Here is a 26920-nt window from a genome sequence, read left to right on the forward strand (position 1 = left end):
CGCGAGATCACATGAGCGATAGCCCCCTGTTTGCCGCCGTCGATGCCTATCTGGAAGAAACCTTCCTGGGTCAAGATTCCGTTCTGGATCAGGTGCTTGAGAGCAGCCAAGCTGCTGGCATGCCGGATATTCAGGTCTCTGCCCTGCAAGGGCGGTTTTTGATGCTGATGGCCCGTTTGACGGGGGCTGAGCGGATCCTGGAGATCGGCACCCTGGCGGGGTACAGCACAATCTGGCTGGCTCGTGGGCTGAAGCCGGGGGGGCAGGTCACCACGCTGGAACTACGGCAAAACCAGGTTGAGCTGTCCGAAAAGCATTTCGAGATCGCCGGTGTCGTTGACCGCATCCGCTGTGTGCAGGGGGAGGCGGTGCGCACCCTGCCTCGCCTCGCCGACGAGCCGCCGTTTGATCTGATCTTTATTGATGCGGATAAGCCGAATTACCCCGCCTATCTCGATTGGTCGATTAAGTTGGCGCGCCCCGGTGCCCTGATCATTACTGATAACGTGGTGCGGGCGGGCAATGTGCTCGACCCCGATGGGGCGCCCAATCAGATTGAGCAGGATAACGCCCATGCCGTGCGGGACTTTAACGCGCTACTGGCCAAGGATGATCGGGTTGAGGCGGTGGCCATGCAACAGATCGGCGCCAAGGGCCATGATGGCTTTGCCCTGGCCGTGGTGAAATAGCGCTCAGATCGCGGTTACGCTTTAGTGCGGCGCCATTCCAAAGGCTGGGCCAGTTGCTTTGGGTCCAGTGGCCGCGGCGGTTTTGGCGGCCTTATCTTTACGCCAACCATCGACGCCACCCTTGCGCAGCAGGGATTTGGCACCGGCATGGACCACATCATCCACCGCATCGGCGACATGATCCGCCCCTGGCATCTTACGCGCATGCTTGGCGTATTTGAGGAGTTTGGCCGCATCCCCGGCAATGGGAACAACCCCAATACCGGTGAGGGCGGCATCAACAACGCGACCCTCAGTCAGCAATTTTCCGGCATGGATGACATCAATGGCGCCGGTGGGATCGGCGGTGCCAGCGGCGTCCAGCAGCATCTCCATGCCGCGGTCACCTGCGCTTTGTTCGGCTGCTCTTTTGCGTGCCATCTCTCACAAAACCCCATCCATCTACATATTAGGGTGACCGAATAAGATGTGGGTGACCAGGAAAACTTTCCAGGCCTGATAGCTAGGAGTCTAACCATCCACCGCAAACGCCGCCCCTGTCCGGGTCTTGAGGAAGGCATCGAGTGGGATGTCTTCCTGGCGGAGGAAACCCTGCCCGCTCAAAGCGCCGTCGCGCACCATCTCGATAACCGCAACGACGGAGCTGGCGGTGGTCCAGGCGATGGCGGTGCTGCGTTTGCCCGCCATCTCGCGCGGTTTATAGGCGCGGACGAATTCATGGCGGCTTAGGGCACCGTTGATGGTGCCCTCGGCGGCGACATGGACATAGACCACATCGTCATCGACCGGTGGCTTGGCATTGACCAGAATTTCACCGGCCAGGTCTCGACGCTCACGCATCAGCAGCTCATGGAAGAAGAAGTTCATCAGCTGCACATGGCCTGGGAAGCGCATGGTCTTGTAATCGATATTGGCGACCTTGCCGTGATAGGTCTCACACATGGTGCCGAGGCCACCGGAGGTGGTGAAGGCCTCAAGCTCGGTGCCTTGGATGACGATCTTCTCAATCCACTCCATGGCCGAGACCCATTTGCGCTCGCCCTCCTCGATTACCTCACAATCATTGAGGTATTCATTCACCACACCCTCGGGTGACCAGTTGAAGGAGTAGCCCATCAGCCCGCTTGGGTTCTGGGGCAGGGCGCCGACGCGCATCCGGCAGGACCGGCATTCGTCAAAGCGCTCAATCAGGCTCGCACCGACAATACCAACAAAGCCGGGCGCCAGGCCGCATTGGGGCGCCATCAGGCCCTTGGCCGTGCCAGATAGCTCAATGATGGATTGGGTGGTGGGGACGTCCTCAGTGAGGTCGAAATAGTGGATGCCAGCCGCATGTGCAGCGGCGGCAATCGCCTTATTCAGCTGATAAGGCATGCAGGACAGTACGGTATCGAAGGCGCCAAACTCGGCCTTCAAAACGGCTGGGTCACTAAGGTCCACCGCCTTAACCGGGAAGGGGAAGTCGCGCCCGCCCGCCTGCTTGTCAAAACCGGTAACCTCAAACCCACCATCGGCCAGCAACGCAGCGGCCAAATGGCCAACCTTACCCAGCCCCAACACAGCAATCTTATTCACGGCAGTTATCGATCCCAAGCTTCAGACAAAACAAAACGCCGGTCGGGCATAGCAACCGGCGTTTCGCTTGGGAAGGGTGTTGACCGATTTACTCAGCAGCTTGGCTCGGTGTGAGGCTTTCTAGGGCGCCATCGAGATCGCGGATATCGGTCAGGCGACCGGTGACAGCGGCGGCGGCGGCCATGGCTGGGCTCATCAAATGGGTACGTCCACCACGGCCCTGACGGCCCTCAAAATTACGGTTTGAGGTCGACGCGCAACGCTCACCAGGCTCCAGCTTGTCGGCGTTCATGGCGAGGCACATGGAACAGCCAGGCTCACGCCAGTCAAAGCCAGCCTCGATCAGGATATTGTGCAGGCCCTCTTTCTCGGCCTGCTCTTTCACCAGGCCGGAACCCGGCACCACCATGGCATAGACGCTATCGGCAACCTTACGGCCACGGGCGACGGCGGCGACGGCGCGCAGGTCTTCAATCCGGCCATTGGTGCAGGAGCCGATGAATACCTTATCGACCGGCACATCAGTCAGCTTGGTACCGGCGGTCAGGCCCATATAGTCGAGGGAACGCTTAACCGCATCGCGGCGGCCCGGATCATCATAGGCCTCTGGGTCCGGCACATGCTCGGTAATCGGGGCGGTATCCTGTGGGCTGGTGCCCCAGGTGATGGTCGGCGTGATGTCTTCTGCCTTCAGCACCACCTCTTTGTCATAGGTAGCGCCCTCATCAGATGGCAGGGAGGACCAGAACTCGACCGCCTTTTCCCAATGCTCATCCGATGGCGCCATGGGGCGGCCCTTCAGATAGGCGAAGGTGGTCTCATCCGGTGCGATCAGGCCAGCGCGGGCGCCGCCCTCAATCGACATGTTGCACATGGTCATGCGGCCTTCCATGGACAGGTTCCGCACGGCCTCACCAGCGTATTCGATCACATGGCCGGTGCCGCCGGCGGTGCCGATCTCACCAATGATCGCGAGGATCATGTCCTTGGCGGTGACGCCGAGCGGTAGCTCACCATCCACGGTGATCCGCATATTCTTCGACTTCTTCATCAGCAGGGTCTGGGTGGCCAGGGTGTGCTCAACCTCAGAGGTGCCAATGCCGAACGCCAGGGCGCCAAACGCGCCATGGGTGGAGGTGTGGCTGTCGCCGCAGACGATGGTCATGCCGGGCTGGGTCATGCCCTGCTCTGGCCCAATGATATGGACGATGCCCTGGCGCTTATCGTTGATGCCGAAATACTGGATGCCGAACTCTTGGGTGTTCTTCTCCAGCGTCTCAACCTGCAGGCGGCTTTCAGGGTCGCTGATGCCCTGGGCCCGGTTTTCTGTCGGCACGTTGTGGTCAACCACGGCCAGGGTGGCGTCGGGGCGGCGCACTTTGCGGCCGGTCATGCGCAGACCTTCAAAGGCCTGCGGGCTGGTCACCTCATGCACGAGATGGCGGTCGATATAGAGCACGGTGGTGCCGTCCTCTTGCTCGTTCACCACGTGGTGGTCCCAGATTTTCTCGTACAGTGTGCGGGGTGCGCCCATGGTCGTCAGCCTTGCCGTTAGCCGTTATGCGTCAGTGTTTAGATGGGGAGGTTTTAAATCATCTGCGAGGCCGGTCTTGCAAGTCTTTGCGGGGCTGCACTGCCCGCATAGCGGCTTGTTTTGATGCCGCACTGCCTTCATATTCTGTTCAGACAGAAATAAGCGAATGGTCTGACCATGACACCGGCGGTTGAGCGTTTTGTTTTGCATTGGGGTGAGATGGGCTCCCGCTGGGGTGTTAACCGCTCAGTGGCGCAAATCCACGCCTACATGTTTGTGGCTACATCACCGGTGAGTGCCGAGGATATTGCCCGGGACCTAAATCTCGCCCGCTCCAACGTTAGTAACAGCGTCAAAGAGTTACTGAGCTACCAGTTGATCCGCCAGACACCGGTTAAGGGTGATCGTCGTGACTTCTTTGAGGCTGAGACGGACCCATGGCAGGTGATGATGCGCCTCTCAGAGGCACGTAAGCAGAAGGAGATCGACCCGGCCATTGCGATGCTGGACCAAGCCTTGCGTGAGATTAAAGAAGAGGGGAAGGCAGATCCGGCGGTGATCAAACGCCTGGAAGGCCTGGACGCTCTGCTCGGCCAGATGGCCGGTTGGTACGATCAGGTGAAGCGCTTACCTCAAGGGGTGCTAAAGGCCCTGGTAAAGCTTGGTGGTAAAGTTGGCGGGCTAGTGAAGTGACATAAGTTCGAGCGCTGGGTTGTGCGCAGAAAAAAGGGCTGCGCCCGGTTGGGTGCAGCCCTTTTCAAATTCGAATGACGCTGTGCGTCTAGCCTTCGGCTTGTGCCTTAGCTTGTTTTTTGCTGACGCGTGGCTCGATGCCGTGGCCGGTAACACGCTCGGCAATACGAGCGGACTTACCGCGACGGGTGCGCAGGTAGTACAGCTTGGCGCGGCGGACATCACCACGACGGATCAGCTCAATGCTGTCAATCCGTGGGGAGTAGAGCGGGAACACACGCTCAACGCCTTCGCCATAGGAGATTTTGCGGACGGTGAAGGAAGCGTTCACGCCTTCGCCTTTTTTGGCGATGCAGACACCTTCATAAGCCTGGACACGCTCACGGGTGCCCTCGACAACCTTCACATTGACCTTAACGGTGTCGCCTGGATCGAAATCCGGGATCTGGCGCTCGGCCGTTAGGCGCTCAACTTCAGCTTTTTCAATCTTTTGAATGACGTTCATCGTTTCATCCTTCCAAACCGACGGCCTCACGCCGTTGGTTCAATTCAAGGGTCGCCTGACCCTTATTCCGTGTCTGTGCCGCGATAAACCGACCAAAGGTCAGGCCGCCGCTGGCGGGTTATAGCCTCGGCCTCGGAAAGACGCCAGCGCTTCACAGCACCATGATCGCCCGAGGTGAGCACCGGTGGTACCGGATGCTCGGTTCCCTGCCGGTCGGTCCAAACCGCTGGCCGGGTATAATGCGGGTATTCAAGCAACCCGCCGGTAAAACTCTCTTCGCCATGGGTCTCGGCATTGCCGATCACCGCTGGCAGTAAGCGCACCACCGTGTCGATCAGGACTTGGGCCGCAATCTCGCCGCCTGAGACGATATAGTCGCCGATCGATACTTCTTCCACGGCATTGGCGTCGAGGACCCGTTGGTCCAGCCCCTCATACCGGCCGCAGATAATGGTGCAACCCTCGCCATCCGCCAATTCACGCGCCAAAGGCTGGTCGAGCAATCGACCGCGGGGCGACATATAAATCAGCCGATGATGTGGGCCACTTTCCGCGATCGCCCGGTCCACCACATCGGGTTTCAACACCATACCTGCGCCACCCCCATAGGGCGTGTCGTCCACGGTACCGTGCCGGTCGGTCGCGAAGCTGCGGATATCTACAGTTTCCAAGCCCCAACGTCCAGCCTTAAGTGCTTTCCCTGCAAGGGAATGTCCCAACGTGGCCGGAAACATCTCCGGGAACAGGGTCAGGCAAGTGACTTGCCAGGGTTTCTGGGCTTGATCTCGTGCGTGATCGTCGCTCATGCCGCCCCCTCATCATCCAGATAGCCTGGTGGTACCTCGACGGTTAGGTGGCCGGCGGCTTTATCGATCTCTGGAACCACTGCCTCGGTAAAGGGCAGCATCACCGGCTGCTTCACCCCGTTGAACGCGATTTCGATTAACGGGCCAGCACCAAAATCTTCAAACGCCACCACTTTGCCCAGGGTTTTGCCCTTGGCATCGCGCGCCGTCAGGCCAACCAGATCGGTGGCATAGAACTCACCATCATCGAGGTCTGGCCTGGCATCGGCCTGGACATAGAAGTCGGTGCCTTTGAGGGCGGCGGCGGTTTCCCGGTCCTCAATCCCCTCAAGGCTGGCGACCCAATGTCCCTTCTGCGCATGGCCGAGCGCAATGGCCCATTCCGTGCCCTCAGCATCGGTAATGGGACCAAACGCATGCAACTCGCCCGCATCCTCCAGAAAAAGTTTGAGGCGCACAGCGCCTTTAACGCCGTGCACCCCAACAATTTTGGCGATCCGCAAGCGACCATCGGCGAGACGGTCAGGGTCTTGGGTCGACATGTTTGATTAAAGGGAAGTGCCTTAAGAGGCCTTCTCTTCCTCTTTAGCTTCTTCTTCAGCAGGTGCCTCTTCAGCAGCAGCTTCTTCAGCTGGAGCCTCTTCAGCGGCAGCCTCTTCGGCTGGTGCTTCCTCTGCAGGCGCTTCTTCAGCTGGTGCAGCTTCAGCGGCAGCGGCCTCAGCAGCAGCCTCTTCAGCGGCTTCCTTAGCGGCAGCTTCCTTCTCAGCCTTCTCTTTCATGCGCTCCTGGGCTTTCGCTTTCGGGGCAGACTTCTTCGGCTGCTCACGAATTTCAGGGGCTTCGGTCAGGCCGAGCTTGGAGAAGATTTTCTGCAGACGCTCAGTTGGCTTGGCGCCAGTGCCGAGCCAGTGTTTCGCGCGCTCTTCGTTCAGAACAAGTTTCTGGTCGTGGTCATCGGCCAGCAGTGGATTGAAGGTGCCCAGTTTCTCAATGAACTTGCCGTCGCGTGGGGCGCGAACATCGGCAACGACGATTGAGTAGAATGGGCGCTTCTTGGTGCCACCACGTGCCAAACGGATTTTAGTAGCCATGGATCTCGGATCCTCGTGTCAAACGTTGTTAGGTCGGTTGTCATGTCTGGATATCGGCTGGGGGCGCGGTGTTGATGAGCCATCGCGCTTGGCTGACATCCAAGTTTGGCCACCTCGCTCCAGAGGACTGACGACACGTTAAACACCGGTTGTGTCGCGCAGGGGGTCAGCGGCTAAATTGGGTTATTCCTATAAGGATGCGGGGTTTAATCATGCCGGGCCCTGGAAAGCAAGTTTCCCCGTGTATTAGCAAAGCTTGCGGGCCCTGATGCCAGTCATGCGATTCCGGAATATCAGACTCGTCAACTTGGCTTCCTATCTTTGATCGGCACTTTCAACTCGCGCGCGTATCTAGCGGGACAGTCGCGCGGGTGAAAGCGATCTCCCCCGCTCCGTGCGCCTGAGAGTTTTTTCGAAATTGAACAACGTCGCATCGACGTAACCGTGGCCCCGGCCCGGAACAGTCGAGTTCAAGCAGCCCATGGCAGTGACAGCTGATCGATCCCGCGCCAAGGACCGTCCGACCGAGACGGCGCCCTTCTCTGCGCGCGCGCTGGATGGCGTTGACACCGTGGTCATTGACCTCGGTGATACATTGATCCCGCTAGGTCAGGCGCGAAACACCGCGACGAAGATTTATTATGATGCGCTGGCGCGAGAGTCTGGCCTTGATAAGGTCACGCTCGCCGATGGCCTGCGTCATCCGCGGAATCAGGAATTGCTGGCCCTGCCTTTCGGTCTGAACAGCCATCCCGGCCTTACCGCCGCTTTCCCGGATCAGGATTTGGTGCAGAAGTTTGCGCCGCTTGGCCTTCAGATGCGCCGGACCTTTGGCGATCTGGTCGCCGCTGATCGGCCAACCGTTGCCTTCCTTGAGCGGTTGAAAGAGCAGGGGCGCAAAGTTGTGGTGATGACCGCCCTGCCGGAATCTGCCGCGCGCTATGCCTTGCGTGAGAGCGGTTTAACCAATCTGGTCCACCACACCTATCCCGGTCAGGATATTGAGCAGGAGGCACCGGGTGGTGCCAATTCCCGCCGCTTGAACCAGGTACTGGGTGGTGGGACCGAGGCCCCAATGACCGCCATTCCGGCTGGCCTTAATATGCGTGAGAAGCTGCAATTCGTGATGGCGGCCGAGGGTGCGAAGGCGGACAGCTCGCTTCGTATTGCCGATCACGTTCGCCGCGATCTTGGGCCCGCTAAGTCCCTGGGCCTCCGCACCGCGCATATTACGGCGCATTGGGGCGCTAGTGATGCTGATCTAGCGCGTGAGATGCATCGCCTCCGCCGTGGCTCTGGCCAGGTTGAGCCGCTGCAGATCCTGCCGATGACCCCACGCTATGAGCCAAGCGCTGGCGATATGGTGCCGGATTTTGAGATCAAGAAGACGACGCAGCTCGCCGCAGCCGTGAGTCCCACACAGGCGCCCGGCAAATCAACAGCCGCCGCCGCCCAGGCGCCGGCACCAAGGCGGATCGCGCAGCCGGTTGGCGCGCTCTAACCTTTAAACCGTGTAGAGATGATTGATCAGGGCCGCGACGACCACGGTTTGCGGCACTGAGATAATGGGTAGGGCAAAGGCCAAAACCCAACGGCCCGTCGTCTCGCGCAGGCTCATAATCTCAGTATAGTCTGTTGCCACCCCAGCCATCAGGAAGGTGAAGCCATTACCCGGTGCCCCGGCCCGGTTGATAATATCGGCGGCAATTGGCGCCGAGCCTTCTGAACAGACCTCGACAATTGTCGCGACGATCACGGTTAGGAACAGCCCCATTAGGCCGGGCCCAAACCATTCTGCGAAGACATCCGCGGGCACAAAGGCACGGATTAGGCTGGCCAAGACCACGCCGAATAAGATCCAGCGCATGACGATGCGGCCACCACGAAAACCATCTTTGATGACATTGATTGTACCCTGGCCACTCGGCTTAAGCCCCGCCATCCATTCTTTAACCCCGGACATCAGGCTGTGATCGCCAATCTCGACCCCCTCCCGGTTGGGATTGTCCGGCAGCTTACCCCGGGCGACCAGGCCGTCTGCGATTAGCCCGGTGATCATGCCGATAATGGCGGACAGGATGACGAAGGCTAGGGTCCATTCCCAGCCGATCAGCGCAATCAGGATGATGGTCAGGGAAATAGAGTTCCAAGGGCTCGCCAGTAGGAAGGCCAAGGTCTGGCCGATGGTGGCGCCACGCTCATAAAGCTTCATCCCCACCATCAGGATGCCGTGACTGCATAAGTCAAACAGCACACCGGCGGCGGTGGCCTTGGCGATGCCGGTCGCCGGGCGATTACCGCTCATCGCCTTCATGACGAGCTCTTTCGGCATCCGGTCCATTAAGCCAACAAAGATGATGCCGAGCAGGAGGCCCCACCACAGGGTGTTCATCAACTCAAACACGCCATGGGCGTAGTGATGTAGGGCGCCGTGACTGTGTTCCGGGCTTAGCAGGAAGGTGATGTAGCCGGCGACAACCAGCACCGCACTGCCCCAAAGCATCCAATCGAACGCACGCACCCGTTGCCATAGCGTCGGCGGCCCCGCAGCCTTTTTGGGGCAACAGCCGCCACTTCGGGAAACCCCTTCTGGCGATATGGAGGTGTCAGCACTCATGGATCAGAATATAGGTGTTGTGGCTCTGTTATGTAATGACACCGCTCGTCGCTGCGCGGTGTCAGGCTGTTTTGTGGGTTGTTTGTGCCATGACTGGATTAATCGCGCTACTCGACGATGTGGCGACGCTGGCCAAGTTGGCGGCGACCCAGGTTGATGATATCGCGGCCAAGGCGGCGAAGGTCAGCACCAAAGCCATCGGCGTCGTGGTCGATGATGCCGCCGTCACACCGAAATACGTTCAGGGCCTGCCCGCAGCACGCGAGTTACCAATTGTCCTGAAGATTGCCCGGGGCTCGCTGTTTAACAAGCTGGTTATCCTGCTGCCAGCGGCTCTGCTGCTTAGTGTCTTTGCACCCTGGATCCTGACGCCGCTGCTGATGCTGGGTGGCTGTTACCTCTGTTTTGAGGGGGCAGAGAAGGTGCTGCATGTCTTCTTCCCCCAAACCGATCACCACGAGAAGCCCACCAGCCTTGATGCTGCGCATCTGGAGGAGGATCGGGTTAAAAGCGCGATCAAAACCGACTTTATCCTGTCCGCTGAGATCATGGTGATTGCCCTCGCCGCGATTGAGGCGGATAGCCTTTGGATGCAGGGGATCATCCTCGCCGTGGTCGCGGTGGGTATCACCGCCCTGGTCTATGGCAGCGTAATCATCCTGATTAAGGCCGACGATGTGGGCCTAAAGCTCGCCCAAACCGGCATTCTGAGCTTCAGCCGCGCTTTTGGTCGTGGATTGGTCAAGGCGATGCCCGGGGTCATGACGGTACTGGCCGGCATTGGTACCGCCGCCATGCTCTGGGTTGGTGGTTCCATCTTCACCCATGGGTTGGAGGAGCTGGGTTATGGCCTCATCGGCCATACCATCCATGACCTCGCCCATGATGCCGCCCATGCGATGCATGTGGCTGAAGGCTTCGTTACCTGGGCGGTAGGTGCCGCCCTAAACGGCGTATTCGGCCTGATCCTTGGGTCGCTGATTATCCCGCTTGTTATGGCAGTTTCGGTACTCCGCAAGCGCCTGGTTGCAGATTAAGTCTGTGGCATACGAATTTAGGAAAAATTGCGAAATCAACTAGTTAATTGGCGCAGGATGGGTCAGTCTGCGGTTATTGGGGAGTTAACTACAACTTAAGGCTGTGCCATGAAGCCCCGGTACATTCGTATTCGAATTGCCGTGCTGTCGATCGTTATGCTGTTGATCACGGCCTCACTTGTGACGGTGAGCGTCAAATGGGTGATCAGCAGTTTTGAGTTGGCGAGCCAGATCCAGGAGCGTGAGGCCCAAACGATCTTTGAGGCCTCGGCTGCCGAGCTGAACAACACCTTTGGCCGGGCCCCGGCAATTCTGAACAAGTTTTCGAGCAACATGGCTGTCGGCGCGATTAGCTATACCGATCTCGACAAGCTGGCCGTGTTGTTCGCTACCGAACTGCGAAATGCACCGTTTTTGAGCTGGGTTAGCTACGGCACCCGGGAGGAGGGCTCGTTCGTCGGGGCCACCCGGCGTGGTGATGACATCGTAATTAATATGTCGGTTCCGTCGCGGGAGCAGGGCCGAACCCAGGAATGGGTGTTTGAGAAGAACGGGGAATGGCGGCCGATTGAGGCGCTGGTGCCCGCTCGGTTCGATCCGCGTGGTCGCGAATGGTTCTACCAAGGCTATCTGAGGCCCGGCGTGTCATGGACCCGCCCCTATGAATTTCGAGAAGGTGGATTGGGCGTCACCTCGGTAAAGGCCATGCTGGGTGGCTACCCGCCATCTTGGGTCGGCACCTTAACCGCTGATTTCAACATCAATTCGATTAAGCAGCGGCTGTATTCCATCTCATCACAGTTTGCTGGTTCGCTGCTGCTGGTCGTGCGTGGGAAAGAGGATGTCTATGTCTCAATCCAGGGCGACGACGGGCCCTTTATATCGGTGCTGAAAGACTTATCCGCCGACCGTGAACGGCTTGAGGGGCAAGGTGAGATTGATATCCCAATGTCCTCTGACGGAGGGATGGATCGTTTCTTCTACGCTGCATTTCCTTTGGACATTATTGAGGGGCTGAACAAGCAGGTCGGCACCCGCATGCTGGCCTCGGCCACGACACTTGAGGGGTCAACGGTCGATCAGCAATGGCGTTCCATCGGCCATTATCAGTTCGTCGGTAAATCCAAGCCGCTTGAGATGTTTGAGGCCTTGCATACCGATGGTGATGAAGATCGCCTCGATGCATTTGCGGCCTGCCTATATGCCTGTCGCCAGAGTAGCGGCGAAGCGGAGGTTATGGTGGCCGCGTTTACCGAGAAGTTCGGTGAAGACAAGGCGCTGACCCTCCACTTGACCCAAATCAAGGCGGGCCACGGCAGCGACGTTATTCTACTGCACAAAAAGTGAAGACGGGACCATGAGCAAAATTCTAGATCGTCGGCTGATCCCAGCCGGTACCTACATCTTCCACGAAGGTGATGAGGCGCGGACCGCCTATCTGATCGCCTCTGGCAAGGTCAGCATTGAAAGGCAGGTAAACGGCGAGACCGTTCACCTCGTCACCCTGACCAAGGGCGGCTTCTTCGGGGAGATGGCCCTGATCGATGGCAAGCCACGTTCGGCGGACGCGAAGGTGATCGAGAATGCCGAGATCGTCGCGATTGATGAGTCGACGTTTGAGAAGAACCTAGACCAGCTGAATGACTTTATGCGTGCCTGGGTCAACATGCTGATGACCACCATCCGCCGCCTAACCAATCGGGTCGATAGCTAGTTCCCGCCAAAGCCTGGGGGCAGTTTGCCAGGGAAGCCTGGTGGCATACCGCCACCGCCCAGCAGATTGCCGAGGCCCTTGCCGCCGCCCATACCACCGGCCTGGGCTTGCTTCATCAACTCGTCCATCTGCTCTTGGGTGACGCCCTTGGGCAGTTTGCCGCCTGGCATACCGGGCATTCCACCAGGCATGCCTGGGAAACCACCCTTCTTGGCCATCTTCTTCATCTTTTTCATCATGCCCTGCATCTGCTGATGCTGTTTGATCAGCTTATTGATGTCAGGCACGGGCACGCCAGCACCGGCGGCGATGCGGCGCTTGCGTGAGGCGTTGAGCAGTTTTGGATACTTCCGCTCCCGTGGTGTCATGGAGCGGACAATGGCGATCTGCCGGTCGATCTGCTTATCGTCGATATCAGCTTCGGCCATCTGTTTCTTGATCTTGGCCGCACCGGGCATCATGCCCATGAGCCCCTGCATACCGCCCAGCTTCTTCATCTGTAACAGCTGGTCGGCGAGGTCTTGCAGGTCGAACTGACCCTTCTCAAGCTTGGCGACCATCTTGGCCGCGTCTTCCTCCTCGATAACCTCGGCGGCGCGCTCAACCAGAGAGACCACATCGCCCATGCCAAGGATGCGGCCAGCGACACGTTCAGGGTGGAACGGTTCAATCGCGTCCAACTTCTCACCCACGCCAAGCAGCTTGATCGGCTTGCCGGTAACCGCACGCATGGACAGCGCGGCACCGCCGCGGCCATCACCATCAACGCGGGTCAGCATGATGCCGCTGATGCCAACGGCCTCATCAAACTTCTGCGCGGTATTTACCGCGTCCTGACCGGTTAGGGCATCGGCAACGAGCAGGGTTTCAGCCGGGTTGGTGGCATCGCGGACGGCCTTAATCTCGGCCATCAGCTCTTCATCGATGGATAGGCGGCCGGCGCTATCCAGCATCACCACATCATAACCCTCAAGCCGCGCGGTCTTCAGGGCGCGCTGGGCGATGGCGACGGGCTCTTGCCCCTCAATAATTGGCAGGGTGTCGATATTGAGCTGTTCACCAATAAAGCGCAGCTGCTCTTGTGCCGCTGGGCGCCGCGTATCGAGCGACGCCATGATCACCTTCTTCTTGTCCTTCTCGGTTAGAAGCTTGGCGATCTTACCGGTGGAGGTGGTCTTACCAGAGCCCTGCAGGCCAACCATCAGCACCGGTACCGGTGGTTCTGCGGCGAGCGTCAGGCCTTCCGTGGCCTCGCCCAGGGTCTCAACCAGCGTGTCATGGACAACCTTGATCACCTGCTGGTCTGGCTTGACCGAGCGCAGGACCTCTTGCCCGATGGCGCGTGGCTTTACATCGGCGATGAACTGCTTGGCAACAGGCAGGGCGACATCAGCCTCAAGCAAGGCGATGCGCACCTCGCGCAGCACGCCCTCAACATCGCTCTCGGTCAGGGCGCCGCGTTTGCCAAGGCGTTCAAAGATACCGCCAAGGCGGTCGGAAAGACTGTCGAACATGGGTGATTACACCGGCTCAAATCGGATGGTTGCTTGAACAAGCACATGGGGGCTGGCCAAGACAAGGCCAAACACTTCCTTTGAGCCTGATTGGCGATGACGGCTGGGGCTAGGTTCGGCGCCGGAATTGAAGCACCTGGCCCATTTCTGGGGCTTCGGCGGCGGCGCGCTGCGCGAGGATAGCGGCCTCGGCCAGTTCTTCGCGGTATTGCTCAACTGCGGCGGCGGGCACCACACGCTTGGCATTGTTACCGATGGCGATACCGCCCGGATAATTGCCGGCGGGATCAACCTCGTCCCAGTGCCGTTGCGCCATGTCGATGACGTTGATCACCGGCTGACCTTCGCGTGGCTCAAGATCCAGATGCTCGGCCACTTCACCGTAGAATGGCTCCATATCATCAAAGGCGCGAACCAGGTTCTGGCTGGTTAGGCCATCGATGAGGCCCTGGATCGCATTGCTGCGGGCCTCGGTCGGATCAACGGTGTCCAGATCATGCTCAAGCTTGACGAGCGTATCCGCCATGGCGAGGTCGGTTAGCATCCGCTCGCCCGCGCTGCGGGTCACAACACCAACCCAACCGCTGGGATCAGGGCGTGCGTGTAAGCCCTTGCCATGATCGCTGCGGGCACGCCGGGCGGCCCAGGCGGTCTCTTGCAGTTCATGGGCGGTGGCGCTTGGGAAGTCCTTATGCAGCCAGCTGCGCAACACGGCCTGATGTTGATCCAGATGGTCATCCAGGACTTTGGGGCCGTCACTGCCTGTCAGTTCTTGGCTCCAGGCGTCCAGGCGGGCTTGGGTTAGCTTACGGTACCGGCCCCGGGCATCGGCGCCAGCATCCAACAGGTGGTCGATAACCTGCCCGGCTACTTCTTGGCGCACGCTCAAGCTTTGTGCGGCGATGTGATCGAGTAGATTGGTGCTGTCGCCCATCTGTAAGGCTTCGCCCAGCGGCGCATCATCGGTGATGGCGAGGGGCTTCGGCGCATCGGGGCCACTTTGTAGGTATGTCGCTTGACCAGGGGTGCCGGCGCCAAGCTCAGCCTCGGGCCCTGTGACCAGTCGGAACCAGCCAGCCTGCCGGCTAGGAACCAGCCATTGCTCGGCCGGGTCTTTGGTGCTGCTTCCGGGTGTTGTTCCAGGTGGCGCCATGGTGGCGGTCCTTCACATCCGTGATTACGGGGTCAGTGCGATTGAAGGAGGCTAATCCCGCTTCATGAAACTACCGAGTCAGGTGTTCATGATAGTTGCCGCGCAATGCTTAGCGGCCACCGGGTCGGCGGGCCGTTGCATCCGGTGCCGTTGCGGCTTTTGGCTTGCTGGTCACCGCGTCGAAATCGGCCTGGTCATTGACCCGAACACCCTGCGCCTCAACCACGGCGGCGGGGACGGCGCGAACCCGGCCATTGCCGATGGAGATACCGCCAGGGAAGCGGTCACCCCCACTCACCTCATCCCAATGGCGCATGGTGAGGTCGATGGCATTCAGCCGTGCCTCAGACTCTGCCCGGGTTGGGCCGTCCATCCAGTTATCCGGGCCGCCGTAATGCACTGGCAGCTCATCAGCCAGGCGCACCAGGGTATCGGGGGATAGTTTGGTTGATAGGGTCTCAATCAGCGCGTCACCAACCGGGCCCGGCTTTCCCCCGCTGCGCATGCTGGCGGCGAAGCTGCTCAGCGCCTCGGCGGCAGGTTTCAGGCGGTCGAGGTAATAAATCTCCGGTTGCAGGTCCGTACCCTGCCAATTCTTCTCCAGCCCCTCGGCGAACAAACGCTCCCGTGCTTTATCCGCTTTCAGCATGGTGCTGGCGAGTTCAGCCTCAGCCTCACTGGCCGCATTGTCGAGGGCGGGGGACTCAACGGTCAGCGGTGTCTCAACATCGGCGCGCATCTCTGCCCGGTCCCAGAGGGTTTCGGCGAGGTCACCCATCGCATCACTCATCCGGGTCATCAGCGCGTCTGTCCGACCAGGCTTGGCGAGCATATGGGCCACCACAACCCGGGCGAGATCCTGGCGGGCGCCCTGGCTCGCCGCTGAAACACGGTGGATCAATTCGTAATTGCCGGAGGCTGAGAGAACCTGGCCAAGGCCGCTGCGCACAGGCCCTGAGAGGTGATAGAGCGGCTTACCATTGCCGGTACCCTCGCCAACCAATTTGGCCGCATCGCCATTTTGCACGCCGCGATACCAACCCGGGTTACGGGCGGGGGTGAAGAAGGCCTTCTTTGCTTTAGCCATCGATAACCTTTGGGGAGAGATGCTCTTGCCATCTAGGGCTCGAATGCCCGCACCCTATGCCAAGCGGTAGAAAGCTTTGGCACCAATATCGACCGGTCGAAAAATCGTGGTCGCTCTCAACTCATCGCCATCCCGTGATCAGCCGTGTTTGGCAGTCTTTTGCCCGGGCCCCTACCTCCTGAAGCAAGCGGATCGGCATCCAATACCGGACCGATCTAGAACCAGGAGTGGACCCCATGACGACATCAACCACCAACCGCCAGGCAAAAGACTGCACCCTATCCTGCGCCCAACCGCGCGCCTTACTCGTCGCCCTGGCGATGAGCCTCGCGCTGTTTGCCGCCATCGGTTTTGCCGCGCCGGTTAGCGCGCAGATCTCCACCGTGGGTGATGTGGTCGCCCAGGGTCAGCTGCAGGGCCGTGGCAATTACACGGTTCAGGGCACCATCCAGATTATTGAGACACCCCAGGGCCATGTTGCCTTGCTGGCCGATGATTTCCGCTTCCGCGGCGCGCCGGACCCACAGCTGGGCTTTGGCAATAATGGCCGGGTGGATAACCGCACCATCTTTACCAAGCTGGGCAACCACAACGGGCGCCAGGCATATCTGATCCCGGCCGGCATCGACCCATCGAATTTCAGTGAGTTTCACGTCCACTGCGTGCGCTTCAACGTGCCCCTCGGCTCCGCCCGCATCAATTGAACTGGTGATAACGGAACCAAATCCTACCCAGGGGAACTGAGTAAAGGAGCGTCATACCACTAGCCGGTCATTGCGGGCCCCTACCCCCTTAATCCGCATCCGCAATCCCGGCAGTTCAGGCACCGGCCTCGCCTATCCCCCTCAATGTCAGGCGATGCCGGTGCCTCTCAAGTTTTAACGCCCCCGAAGCCCACCGGGCTTCAAGACCCAGATGGGGGCGTGTCCACGGATGGCCGAACCTTCGGCCTAGGCATGGGCGTCCGGTCCAGGGTAAAGCTAGGGCGGTTTCGGTTCCCCCACTCTAGCATTACGGATCAGGCGCCCATGCCTCCTTCTGATACACCCTCCACCGCTGACACGGCCTCTGACAATCTGGCAGAGGATCACGGCACCCTGGTCATCACCGGTGGGTCGCGCGGCATTGGTGCCGCTTGCGCCCGGTTGGCGGCGAGGCGCGGTTATGATGTCGCGATCCTGTTCGCCAAGGATGAGGCTGCGGCCGAGGCGGTGGTCGCCGATTGCAACGCCGCCGGTGTCCATGCCCTCGCGGTGCAGGGTGACGTCTCAGACCCGAACCATGTGACCAAGCTGTTTAAGACGGCGGCCGAGGATCTGGGCCCGGTTCGCGCGTTGATCAACAATGCCGGGATTACGGCACCGCAGGGACCGTTTGAGAGCTATACCGTCGACCGGATGCAGCGCGTCTTTGCCACCAACATCATGGGCGCCTTCCTGACCGCACAGGAAGCGGTGCGCCATATGGCCAAGCGTAATGGCGGTCAGGGCGGAGCGATCGTCAATGTCTCCTCCGCCTCCGCCCGGCTGGGCAGCCCGAATGAATATATCGACTACGCCGCCAGTAAAGGGGCGATGGACACCATGACCATCGGCATGGCGAAAGAGCTGGCGGGTGAGGGCATCCGCGTCAACGCGGTCCGCCCCGGCATCATCGACACTGAAATCCACGCCCTAAGTGGCCAACCCGACCGCGCCGACGAACTAGCCCCGGTCCTCCCCATGGGCCGTGCGGGTTCAGCGGAGGAAGTGGCAGAGCCGATTTTGTGGCTGCTGTCGGATGAGGCCAGCTACATGTCGGGTGCGTTGCTTGATATTGCTGGAGCCCGCTGAATATGGAAGCTCTCACTTTTGAAGATGCAGAGAGTATTTTTGATAACTTAAACAAGGCTGTAGTGTCCATACCAGACAAATTACTCTTGTTTCCTGAAGATCCTTCGCATTTTTATACTCATGGAATTGTATTTGATCTGAATGATTAGGAAAAAAAACGTAATTTTGAGAATTCAGTAAAAATAATTTTAAGAAAACTCAAATTAAATAGTGAGCTTGAGCCAGAATATTTTGATATTCAAAGAATAATATTCAAGTGTTTCTGTCGTGTTAAAAAAAATTATCTTGGGGTGAGTGATTTACTTGAATCTCTTAATGAAGAAATAAGTAAGTATGGTGAAAAAGTTTATAATGCAATTTTCCCATGTGGATATTTTTATTTTATTAACAAGATGATGGGATTAAGAAGCAACTATATATCTATTATAAATAAAAATTCAATAAAAGACCTCGATGCAGATTTTAAGGTTTTTAGCGAAGCGAAAATCCCTGGAGATCATGAATGGTATTGGCTGGTCAAAAGTCGTTGTTCTGCACTCTCGTGCCAGCCAAAAGCATACTGGATGGCTGGTGTTTTCACATCTGCATTTAGGCTAGGGCTTCAGGCAAATTCAATATGCTTTCGCGCTGGTAATGGTCAGGTAGAGCCTCATCCAGATAGCAATATGTTTAATACGGTGCCCTTCTTGTGTGGCGAGCATAGTGGCAATACTTTTTACCAGGACTCGGGTGGGAAACCCTCTCAATACTGGGTAGATGCTCCAAATAAGGCCGATTTTTATCGGGAAGATTTTCAAGATAAAATAAATAAAATTTTCCAAAGAAAAAAAGGAACTATATCTGAATCTTTATATTATTCCTTGGGTTGGTTGGCCTCTGCAAGGCAGTCTTATGATAGAGCGCACCGTGTCGTTCTATATTTTACTGCATTAGAGTCATTTTTAAATGTGGGCAAGGGATTGCCAATTTCTGATACTATATCAAGATTTTCAAGCTGTATAATAACAGATTTGAGTAATAATAGAGAAAAATACTACAATAAAATCAAATATCTTTATAAAATAAGATCAAAAATAACCCATGCGGGTGTAAGGGAGGTTGAATTCAATGATCTCATTGCTGTTGAGGATTTTATAAATGAGGTTTTTCGAATTTCTCTTTATTTGATCGATATTGAAATGCCTATGCAAGAGTTTCACGAGCACCTTAGAAGTTCAACTCATGGAATTGATCTGAGTATCTGTTCAAGATTTAAATAGTCTCTGCTGTATGGAATGATTTTCAAGATTATTTTTGTAAGCATTACAGTCAACGATTGGCTTCAGGCAAACGGTCGAGGTTGCTGTGCCAATATTAATCAACTTCACCCACATCGACGCTGAACCAGCCAGCTTCGCCGATTAGGTGCATTCGGCTGCCATGGCCGATCGGGTTTAGGTGCCGGATGTCCAGCCGCCCATCCGGCAGTTTGGCGCGGTAGGCCTGGGGCTTTTCCGATAGCTTGCCGTCACGGCGGATTAGGTGGAAGCGGCTATTGGCCTCACCATATTGGCGGCTAAGCAGGAAGGCATCATCGCTGACCGCGATGGCGTCCGAGCCGTTGATGCCCCGGGATTGGAAGAACTGCACTTCAAAATCCGTGTCGTCCTGATCCATGCCGATCTGGCAGATGCGGAAATCTTCGTAATAGTTAATCCAGACGCCGTCGGTGGTGATGTTGAGGGCATAGCAATCATCGATGCTGCTCTCCTTCACCACATGGTTGAAGGACCACAGTAGCTCGCCATGGTCATCGAAACAGACCAGGCCACCCTCACCCGGGCTAAGCGGGCTATCGCCCTCGCCCCAGCCGTAATTGCCGAAGATGCCCTCATCATAAAAGCTGGCCCAGATCCGGCCACGGCCATCGACACCGATAGCGGTGACGGCGTCGCCGATTAGGAAGCTATAGGCATGGCCGGTGATGGGGTCATAGACGGCGGCGTTCTGATCGCAGGTACCGTCGCGGTAGAGTTGACTGCGCGGTTCAACCAGCAGCAGGCGACCATCGGGGAAGGTGGTGACATAGGCCGGGTCTTCCAGATGCAGCAGGGTGATCTCAATCTGCTTGGTCGCCTTAGGCGTGACGATGAACAGCTTAAGCGGGGCCTTATCCTCGCCGCTGCCGGGTTCATTCGCCTTACAAAGGAACAGCCCCTCACCGGTTGATGAGATGCCCTGATAGGCATGCCAATAGCCCTCTGGCGCCGCCGGCACATCGGCATGGCGTTGGAAGCTCAATGTCTTTGCAAGTTTCATATAGCGCATTGATCAAACTCCGATCCCGGCATGGTGGCGGGTCCCTTATTTCATGAAATCAGGCTGTCATTCCTGAATGGAAGCGGCAATGCAGGGCTGGGTTGCGGCGTGGCGCTAACCCGCATGCTACCTTGCTTGTGCACCTGCGAAGACCTGAAACGCATACCGGGTTTGCGGCTAGTGGCCGCCTCTTTCATGGACATGTCGGGATCTTGCGCTAGTGTTCGTCGCCATGGAAAACGACCTTACATTTCGCAAAATGCACGGCCTCGGCAATGACTTCGTGATCATTGACGGGCGCCACCTCACCGCGCAAACCGCTGGCCTTAGCAAGGACCAGGTGCGGCTGATCAGCGACCGCCGTTTAGGCCTTGGCTGCGATCAGTTGATCACCATGGAACGCCCGGCCACCATGTCGGCCGATGCCGATGTGTATATGCGCATCCTGAACAATGACGGCTCCGAAGCTGAGGCCTGTGGCAACGCGACCCGCTGTGTCGCCGATGTCATCATGGACGAGCTGGGCCGCGATACCGTGGTGATTGAAACCGTCGCCGGCCTGCTGAAGGCGGAACGCCTGGCCGATGGTCAAATCTCCGTCGATATGGGCATGCCAAAGCTTGAGTGGGATCAGATCCCGCTGTCTGAGGAAACCGACACTGCCCGCCTGCCGCTGGCCATTGGCCCGCTGCATCACGGTGTGGCCGTCAATGTTGGTAACCCACACGCTGTTCACTTCGTCCCCGATATTGAGGCCGTGCCGCTTGAGCGCCTTGGCCCGGTGATCGAGCATGACGAGTTGTTCCCAGAGCGGACCAATGTGGAAGCCGCCCAAGTGCTGAACCGTAAGACGATCCGCATGCGGGTTTGGGAACGCGCCGTTGGTGTGACCCAGGCTTGTGGGTCTGCTGCTTGCGCGACCCTGGTTGCCGCTGTGCGCCGTGATCTCACCGACCGTAAGGCTGAGCTGCTGCTGGATGGCGGTTGCCTGACCCTGGAGTGGCGTGAGGAAGACGACCACATCGTGATGACCGGCCCGGTCACTTACGTGGCGGAGGGAACCCTCAGCCCGGGTGCCTTGGGAAACGCCAAACATAAACCGACGCCCAAACTGGCCGCGTCGGCTTAAGTCTTCATCGAAACTGCTATAGTTCAACGATCATGACCGGGACCGATGCCAAAGACAAAGGCGCGGCGGGGCCGGAGATCGTTACCTTCGGCTGCCGCCTCAACGCCTATGAGAGTGAGGTGATGCGTGACCATGCCCAAGCTGCGGGCATGGATGACGTGATCATCGTCAATACCTGTGCCGTCACGGCAGAGGCGGAGCGGCAGGCCCGGCAGACCATCCGCAAATTGGTGCGCGATCGCGGTGACAAACGCGTCATCGTCACCGGCTGTGCCGCCCAGATTGATCCCGACACCTATGCCGGGATTGAGGGGGTGGCCGCCGTCATTGGCAATGATGCCAAGATGAAGCGCGAGAGCTGGTCAAACACGCTGCTCAAGCCCGCTGACGAACCGGTGGTGCTGGTCAATGACATCATGTCGGTGCGGGAGACGGCGGAACATCTGATTGAGGGCTTTGACGGGCGCGCCCGTGCCTTTGTTCAGGTGCAGCAGGGCTGCGACCACCGCTGTACCTTCTGCATTATCCCCTACGGCCGTGGTAACTCCCGCTCCGTCCCCCTTGGCGTCATCGTCGATCAGGTGCGGATGTTGGTTGAGCAGGGCTTCTCAGAGGTGGTGCTGACCGGTGTTGATGTCACCAGCTATGGCCCTGACCTGCCGGGCAGTCCGACCCTCGGCCAGGTGATCCGCCGCCTGCTGGCGCAAGTGCCAGAGTTGCCGCGCCTGCGTCTTTCCTCCCTCGACCCGGTTGAGATGGATGAGGATCTATGGCGCCTGGTGGCGGAGGAGCCCCGGCTGATGCCGCATCTGCATATGAGTTTGCAGGCCGGTGACGACATGATCCTCAAGCGGATGAAGCGGCGGCATCTGCGCGCCGATGCGATTGAGATGTGCCGCCGTGCGCGAGAGCTGCGCCCCGGCATTGTCTTTGGCGCTGATATCATCGCCGGTTTCCCGACCGAAACCGATGAGATGTTTGAGAATACCTATGCCTGTGTTGAGGAATGCGATCTGACCTTCCTCCACGTCTTCCCATATTCGCCGCGCCCCGGCACTCCGGCGGCCAAGATGCCCCAGGTGCCAAAGGATGCCCGTAAAGAGCGCGCCGCCCGCCTGCGTGAGTTGGGCACCCGGCAGGTTGGCAAGCTGCTGGAAGCGCAGCTGGGCCAGGAGGCAAAGGTGCTGGTTGAGAAGGACAGAACCGGCCGCACCGAACACTTCACCGAGGTTGTGCTGGATGGCGACGTTGAGGCTGGCGGCCTCTATACCGCCAGGCTCACCGGCATCGCCGATGGTAAGCTGATTGGGCAGGTTGTGCCGTGATCAGGCGCCTGGGCCTTGCCTGCCTAACGATGGCCTTGTGCCTAATCTTCGTCACCATGGCCGCATCCCAAACCCATGCGCAGACCGAGCCACCCGTTCATCGTGGTGATCGCCTGCTGGGCCTCGCGATCATCGAGACCAAGACCCAAAGCTATGGCAATGCCATGGATGCCTCGATCGAAGCCGGGTCCGATTACATTGAGTTGGTGGTCGGCTGGGATGATGTTGAGACCGCACCCGGCGCCCATAACCCCAGGCCAGATTTCGCGCAGCTGGCCAATGGCACCTTCCCCGCCTATGGGCTGAAGGTGGCGCTGTCATTTCTCACCTTCGATACGGTCAGTGACCGCCGCCCAGCCTGGCATCAGAACGCGAGCTGGGATGACCCTGAGGTGATTGAGGCCGCCTGGCGCGCTCTGAACCGGACGATCATCCGCCTCCGCGATGCCGAGCTGATCAGTGTTTCCCTGGGGAATGAGGTGGATGTGCTGCTGACCACCCAACCGGCGCAGCAGGCCGCCTACCTCGTGTTTATCCGCGCATTAAAGGTGCGCATGGCAGCGGCCTACCCAACCCTGCCCGTGGGTGTGAAGGTAACGGCAGCGGGTGCCCTGGCCTTGGAAGAGCCAGTCATCGCGCGGCAGGTGACTGAGGGCATGGACCTCGCCATGATCACCTATTACCCGCTGGATGCTGAGATGAAGACCCAGCCGATCGATGTCGCCGTCACCGTTTTGGACCGGTTGGTTGGTACTTTCCCTGATCAGCCAATCCACCTGGCAGAGATTGGGTACCCATCCGATCCCGCCTGCGGTGATGGGCCCGAGGGGCAGGCCGATTTCGTCTATCAAGTGTTTCAACGCTGGGACCGATATGCTGACCGGATCAAGGCAATGAACTGGGTCTGGCAAACCGACATCGGACCGGATGAGGCCGCCAATCTGGCTGGGGCCTATGGCAGCGATGCGCCTTGCTTTGTCGGCTTCCTAGGCTCCCTCGGCCTACGTAACCACGATCTGAGTGAGAAGTCGGCCTGGCCCGTATTCCGCGCCGTCGCGTTTGAGCGCGGCTTCACCCGCTAACGCGCGATTGGTCGCCGTCGCTGCTATGGGCTTGCCCGGCTGGCCCGGGACCGGTACACCGCCCGCACCATGAGCGATCAAACCACACAAAATGACCCTGGTCAGAAATCCGGTGGCTGGCTGTCACGCCTGGCCGGTGGCCTGTCCAAATCCTCCGACAAGATCGGCGGCGGCCTCTCCGACATGTTCGGTGGTAAGCGCCCACTTGATGATGAGGCGTTGGAGGAGCTGGAGGAGCTGCTAATCACCGCCGATCTGGGCCCGGCTACGGCGGCCAAGATCACCGCAGAGCTGGCGGATAAGCAATTCAGCCGCAACCCCTCAACGGAAGAAATTAAGCAGGGCCTGGCCGAGGTCATCGCCCCGATGATTGAGAATGTGGCGAAGCCGCTTGAGGTCAAAACCGTTCACCGCCCGCATATTGTGCTGGTGGTTGGGGTTAATGGTTCGGGTAAGACCACGACGATCGCGAAGCTTGCAAACCTGCTGCAGGATAATCGGTTCCGGGTCACGCTTGCCGCGGGTGATACGTTCCGCGCGGCGGCGATTGAGCAGCTGAAGATTTGGGGTGGCCGGGTTGGTTGCCCAGTTATCGCCAAAGACCATGGCGCTGACAGTGCCGGCGTCGCCTTTGAGGCAGTGGAAGCCGCGCGTGAGACCGATCACGATGTGGTGCTGATCGATACCGCTGGCCGATTGCAAAACCAGGCTAATCTGATGGCCGAGCTTGAGAAGATCAGCCGGGTTTTGAAGAAGCTGGATGGCGAGGCACCACACTCAACAATCCTCGTCCTCGACGCCACGGTTGGCCAAAACGCCTATACCCAGGTGGAGGCATTCCAGAAGATCGCCAATGTCACCGGCTTGGTCGTGACCAAGCTTGATGGCTCCGCCCGTGGCGGTGTCGTCATTGGCCTTGCCGAACGCTTTGGCCTGCCCGTTCATGCCATTGGCGTGGGTGAGGGCATCGACGACCTCCGCCCCTTCACTGCCGAAAGCTTTGCCCGGCTATTGGTTGGGTTGGACGCTTAAAGCGCAGCCCGAAGCCGGGAACACGCCTGTTCAACAGTAGCGAGGTCATGGACCAGGGCGACGCGGATGTAGTCGCGGCCTGGGTTTGAGCCGTCGGCCTCTTCCTTGCCGAGATAGGCGCCGGGCAGGACGCGCAGGGCTTGTTCCCGCCACAGTTTCTCGGTCATCGCAAGGCTATCACCCGTCTTTAGCCAAATGAAAAAGCCGCCATCGGGGATCTGCCAATCCGTGACGTCTTTAAGCGCGTCATGGGCGATCGCAAAGCGGTCCTGATAGCCCTTGCGGATCGTGGCGGCATGGTCATCATCATTCCAAAGCGCGGTGGCAGCGGCCACCAGTGGCAGGGGCATGACAGCGGCGCCATAGCTGCGTAGACGCTTAAACGGCGCGATCAGATCTGGGTCACCAGCAACAAACCCGGCCCGCAGGCCAGCAGCGTTGGAGCGCTTAGACAGGCTGTGGCACAGCAGCAGGTTGGTGAAGTCACCATCGGCCGCCTGAATGGCGCCGTCAGGTGGCGTGTCACCCAGATAGACATCGGCATAACACTCATCCGCCACGAGGACGAAATCGTGACGTCGGGCCAGCGCAATTGCCTTTCGCCAATAGGCCTCACTCGCCGCCGCACCCTCTGGATTAGACGGTGCGCAGAGATACATGAAAGCCGCGCGGTCCATGGCCTCAGGCTCGATCTTATCCAGGTCGGGGAGATAGTCGGTTTCAGCCGTTGCGGGCAGGTAATGCAGCTGGCACCCGGCCATGACGCCGGCCCCCTCGTAAACCATGTAGGCGGGGTTCGGCAGCAGGGCGAGCGGCTTCTCTGCCCCTTCCGGATTGCTTAGGAAGCTAGCGAGGAAATAGAGCGCCTCTTTAGTTCCTGCGACGGGCAGGATGTTTTTATCCGGGTCTAGGGTCGCCGCTGATTGGCCATAGCGCCGGACCATCCAATCGCGCGCCGCCTGCCGGTACGCCGCCGTGCCATCAATGGGCGGGTATTTGCCCCAGAGATGGGCATGCTCTGTCACCACTTCCGTCATCCACTCCGGTGGCACGCCCTGTGGCTCACCAATGGTGAGGTTTAGCGGCTCACCATTATGGGTTGGGGTGATCGGGTCGAGCAGGTTGCGCAGGCGCTGAAACGGATAATCGGGAAGCGCATCAATGCGTGGATTAATCGGCATGGCCAAATCTTGCGGTAGGTCAAAGCTGGAAGGGCGAGTTTTATGCCATGACGTGGATTGAGAGGATAGACTGCCTACCATATTAGGGGTTGGTGATTTATGGGGCGGCAAAGACACGGTTGGTTGGGGCAGAGCAACTCACCGCTATTGAGTTGGCGGATAGCGTTGAACAGGTCATCCGAATTTTCGACCGGATCGCCGGCAATTTCGGCGCCAGCAGCTTCTCCTATGTTGATATCGGTTCCGTGGCAGAAGCGGGGGCGGAACCTTTCTTCCGCACCACGGTTCGCACCGATTTTATTGAGAGTTATCTCGGCGAGAATTTCCTCGATTATGACCCCGTGGTTCGCCGGGCCGCTGCCGCTCATAATCATTTTGGCTGGTTCGATTGCCCGGAATTTGCCGCCGTGCGTAAGCCACGCCCAGGCCCACGGCAATCGGCTGGCCGTATCCTCGATCTCGCTAATGATTTTGAGTTCTTCGACGGCATCATTGTGCCGGTTCATCACCGGGATGATCAGGGCCAGACCCATTCGGCGCTAATCAGCCTCTATTTCGATGAGCAGGAGGCACGCCGGTCGATGCGGGAGCGGTTTTCACCCGAATTCCATGCCCTGATCATTCTGGCGCATCAGCGTATTGTCGAACTACGTGGCCTTGCCGCCGAACCCAGGGATGTTGAGGGGGCCAAGCCTGCCTCGATGATCATTGGTGATCGGGAGCGGCGGGTTCTGACCCTGATTGCAGGTGACAAGTCCGTGCAGGAAGCGGCCGATATCCTGGGTGTTACCCGGGATGCGGTGAACCAGCATCTTAAATCGGCCCGCAAACGCTATGGGGTGAAGCGCACCCCGGCGGCGGTCGCCCAGGCCTTGGTTCAGGGCGACATCATGCTTTAGGCGTGCCAGCGCTCTTTTCGCCTTATGGCGTGAAGATGATGGTGCGCTGATCGGCGATGAATACCCGGCGATGGGCATGCAGAGACAGGGCGCGGGCCAATACCCGTGCCTCAACCTCCTGGCCACG

27 protein-coding genes are annotated in these 26920 nt (G+C 58.7%); 14 read left to right on the forward strand and 13 right to left on the reverse strand.

Features of this window, described 5'->3' with window-relative positions; translation table 11 throughout:
• Nucleotides 1-11: 11 nt before the first annotated feature.
• Nucleotides 12-689, forward strand: coding sequence for an O-methyltransferase (locus KI792_13340; protein MBV6634004.1), 678 nt, complete (start codon nt 12-14; stop codon nt 687-689).
• 21 nt (nt 690-710) lie between these two features.
• On the opposite strand, the gene KI792_13345 is transcribed toward KI792_13340, so the two are convergent.
• The 3 genes from KI792_13345 to leuC all read right to left on the reverse strand — a co-directional run bounded on the left by KI792_13345 (nt 711) and on the right by leuC (nt 3798).
• Nucleotides 711-1109 carry a hypothetical protein gene (locus KI792_13345; GenBank protein MBV6634005.1) on the reverse strand — a complete coding sequence of 133 codons (399 nt, stop codon included), beginning with the start codon at nt 1107-1109 and terminating at the stop codon, nt 711-713.
• A 90-nt stretch (nt 1110-1199) separates the two neighbouring features.
• Nucleotides 1200-2264 (reverse strand): saccharopine dehydrogenase NADP-binding domain-containing protein, encoded by a 1065-nt coding sequence (locus tag KI792_13350; protein MBV6634006.1) that lies wholly within the window; start codon nt 2262-2264, stop codon nt 1200-1202.
• Nucleotides 2265-2352: 88 nt separating this feature from the next.
• Nucleotides 2353-3798, reverse strand: a complete 1446-nt coding sequence (leuC, locus tag KI792_13355) for a 3-isopropylmalate dehydratase large subunit (GenBank protein MBV6634007.1) — start codon at nt 3796-3798, stop codon at nt 2353-2355.
• A 177-nt stretch (nt 3799-3975) separates the two neighbouring features.
• On the opposite strand from leuC, the gene KI792_13360 reads away from it, so the two are divergent.
• On the forward strand, nt 3976-4491 hold the full coding sequence (locus tag KI792_13360) for a MarR family transcriptional regulator (GenBank protein ID MBV6634008.1): 516 nt from the start codon (nt 3976-3978) through the stop codon (nt 4489-4491).
• Between the two features lie 88 nt (nt 4492-4579).
• On the opposite strand, the gene rplS is transcribed toward KI792_13360, so the two are convergent.
• The 4 genes from rplS to rpsP all read right to left on the reverse strand — a co-directional run bounded on the left by rplS (nt 4580) and on the right by rpsP (nt 6893).
• Nucleotides 4580-4987 carry a 50S ribosomal protein L19 gene (gene rplS / locus KI792_13365; protein MBV6634009.1) on the reverse strand — a complete coding sequence of 136 codons (408 nt, stop codon included), beginning with the start codon at nt 4985-4987 and terminating at the stop codon, nt 4580-4582.
• Between the two features lie 71 nt (nt 4988-5058).
• On the reverse strand, nt 5059-5802 hold the full coding sequence (gene trmD, locus KI792_13370; protein ID MBV6634010.1) for a tRNA (guanosine(37)-N1)-methyltransferase TrmD: 744 nt from the start codon (nt 5800-5802) through the stop codon (nt 5059-5061).
• Nucleotides 5799-6344 (reverse strand): 16S rRNA processing protein RimM, encoded by a 546-nt coding sequence (gene rimM, locus KI792_13375; GenBank protein ID MBV6634011.1) that lies wholly within the window; start codon nt 6342-6344, stop codon nt 5799-5801. The genes trmD and rimM overlap by 4 nt, the downstream gene beginning before the upstream one ends.
• Nucleotides 6345-6365: 21 nt before the next feature.
• Nucleotides 6366-6893, reverse strand: a complete 528-nt coding sequence (gene rpsP / locus KI792_13380) for a 30S ribosomal protein S16 (GenBank protein ID MBV6634012.1) — start codon at nt 6891-6893, stop codon at nt 6366-6368.
• Nucleotides 6894-7374: 481 nt separating this feature from the next.
• Here rpsP and KI792_13385 point away from each other — a divergent pair, with 481 nt between their 5' ends.
• On the forward strand, nt 7375-8394 hold the full coding sequence (locus KI792_13385) for an HAD family hydrolase (GenBank protein ID MBV6634013.1): 1020 nt from the start codon (nt 7375-7377) through the stop codon (nt 8392-8394).
• Nucleotides 8395-8397: 3 nt separating this feature from the next.
• Here KI792_13385 and KI792_13390 read toward each other — a convergent pair whose 3' ends face one another.
• Complete coding sequence (locus KI792_13390) at nt 8398-9510, reverse strand: permease (protein ID MBV6634014.1); 1113 nt, start codon at nt 9508-9510, stop codon at nt 8398-8400.
• An 89-nt stretch (nt 9511-9599) separates the two neighbouring features.
• Between KI792_13390 and KI792_13395 the strand changes: the two genes are divergently transcribed.
• The 3 genes from KI792_13395 (at nt 9600) to KI792_13405 (ending at nt 12261) form a co-directional block, all read left to right on the forward strand.
• Nucleotides 9600-10547 (forward strand): DUF808 domain-containing protein, encoded by a 948-nt coding sequence (locus KI792_13395; GenBank protein MBV6634015.1) that lies wholly within the window; start codon nt 9600-9602, stop codon nt 10545-10547.
• 108 nt (nt 10548-10655) lie between these two features.
• Nucleotides 10656-11894 (forward strand): hypothetical protein, encoded by a 1239-nt coding sequence (locus tag KI792_13400; protein ID MBV6634016.1) that lies wholly within the window; start codon nt 10656-10658, stop codon nt 11892-11894.
• Between the two features lie 10 nt (nt 11895-11904).
• The gene (locus tag KI792_13405; GenBank protein ID MBV6634017.1) at nt 11905-12261 is read left to right on the forward strand and encodes a cyclic nucleotide-binding domain-containing protein; all 357 of its coding nucleotides are present in this window, start codon (nt 11905-11907) and stop codon (nt 12259-12261) included.
• Here KI792_13405 and ffh read toward each other — a convergent pair.
• The 3 genes from ffh to KI792_13420 all read right to left on the reverse strand — a co-directional run bounded on the left by ffh (nt 12258) and on the right by KI792_13420 (nt 16015).
• Nucleotides 12258-13775, reverse strand: a complete 1518-nt coding sequence (gene ffh / locus KI792_13410) for a signal recognition particle protein (GenBank protein MBV6634018.1) — start codon at nt 13773-13775, stop codon at nt 12258-12260. The two genes, KI792_13405 and ffh, sit on opposite strands and share 4 nt — an antisense overlap.
• 109 nt (nt 13776-13884) lie before the next feature.
• A complete protein-coding gene (locus tag KI792_13415; protein MBV6634019.1) occupies nt 13885-14928 on the reverse strand; it encodes a hypothetical protein in 1044 nt (347 codons plus the stop codon).
• Nucleotides 14929-15037: 109 nt separating this feature from the next.
• Nucleotides 15038-16015 carry a hypothetical protein gene (locus KI792_13420; protein MBV6634020.1) on the reverse strand — a complete coding sequence of 326 codons (978 nt, stop codon included), beginning with the start codon at nt 16013-16015 and terminating at the stop codon, nt 15038-15040.
• A 236-nt stretch (nt 16016-16251) separates the two neighbouring features.
• Here KI792_13420 and KI792_13425 point away from each other — a divergent pair, with 236 nt between their 5' ends.
• The 3 genes from KI792_13425 to KI792_13435 all read left to right on the forward strand — a co-directional run bounded on the left by KI792_13425 (nt 16252) and on the right by KI792_13435 (nt 19106).
• Nucleotides 16252-16719: a DM13 domain-containing protein gene (locus tag KI792_13425; GenBank protein ID MBV6634021.1), complete on the forward strand. Its 468-nt coding sequence runs from the start codon at nt 16252-16254 to the stop codon at nt 16717-16719.
• 324 nt (nt 16720-17043) lie between these two features.
• Nucleotides 17044-17847 (forward strand): SDR family oxidoreductase, encoded by an 804-nt coding sequence (locus KI792_13430; protein MBV6634022.1) that lies wholly within the window; start codon nt 17044-17046, stop codon nt 17845-17847.
• 290 nt (nt 17848-18137) lie between these two features.
• Entirely contained in the window at nt 18138-19106 is a 969-nt protein-coding gene (locus KI792_13435) for a hypothetical protein (GenBank protein ID MBV6634023.1), read from the forward strand.
• Between the two features lie 94 nt (nt 19107-19200).
• Here KI792_13435 and KI792_13440 read toward each other — a convergent pair whose 3' ends face one another.
• Nucleotides 19201-20154 carry a hypothetical protein gene (locus KI792_13440; protein ID MBV6634024.1) on the reverse strand — a complete coding sequence of 318 codons (954 nt, stop codon included), beginning with the start codon at nt 20152-20154 and terminating at the stop codon, nt 19201-19203.
• A 223-nt stretch (nt 20155-20377) separates the two neighbouring features.
• Between KI792_13440 and KI792_13445 the strand changes: the two genes are divergently transcribed.
• The 4 genes from KI792_13445 (at nt 20378) to ftsY (ending at nt 24713) form a co-directional block, all read left to right on the forward strand.
• A complete protein-coding gene (locus KI792_13445; GenBank protein ID MBV6634025.1) occupies nt 20378-21274 on the forward strand; it encodes a diaminopimelate epimerase in 897 nt (298 codons plus the stop codon).
• Nucleotides 21275-21306: 32 nt separating this feature from the next.
• A complete protein-coding gene (mtaB, locus tag KI792_13450) occupies nt 21307-22599 on the forward strand; it encodes a tRNA (N(6)-L-threonylcarbamoyladenosine(37)-C(2))-methylthiotransferase MtaB (protein MBV6634026.1) in 1293 nt (430 codons plus the stop codon).
• Entirely contained in the window at nt 22596-23681 is a 1086-nt protein-coding gene (locus KI792_13455; GenBank protein ID MBV6634027.1) for a hypothetical protein, read from the forward strand. Before mtaB ends, KI792_13455 begins: the two co-directional genes overlap by 4 nt.
• A 69-nt stretch (nt 23682-23750) precedes the next feature.
• Nucleotides 23751-24713: a signal recognition particle-docking protein FtsY gene (gene ftsY, locus KI792_13460; GenBank protein MBV6634028.1), complete on the forward strand. Its 963-nt coding sequence runs from the start codon at nt 23751-23753 to the stop codon at nt 24711-24713.
• Here the strand turns inward: ftsY and KI792_13465 are convergent.
• A complete protein-coding gene (locus tag KI792_13465; GenBank protein MBV6634029.1) occupies nt 24710-25894 on the reverse strand; it encodes an aminotransferase class I/II-fold pyridoxal phosphate-dependent enzyme in 1185 nt (394 codons plus the stop codon). The two genes, ftsY and KI792_13465, sit on opposite strands and share 4 nt — an antisense overlap.
• Nucleotides 25895-25986: 92 nt before the next feature.
• Between KI792_13465 and KI792_13470 the strand changes: the two genes are divergently transcribed.
• Nucleotides 25987-26793, forward strand: coding sequence for an autoinducer binding domain-containing protein (locus tag KI792_13470; protein MBV6634030.1), 807 nt, complete (start codon nt 25987-25989; stop codon nt 26791-26793).
• Nucleotides 26794-26920 lie beyond the last annotated feature (127 nt).

It is taken from the genome of Alphaproteobacteria bacterium SS10 (assembly GCA_019192455.1).
Lineage (GTDB): Bacteria > Pseudomonadota > Alphaproteobacteria > TMED2 > TMED2 > TMED2.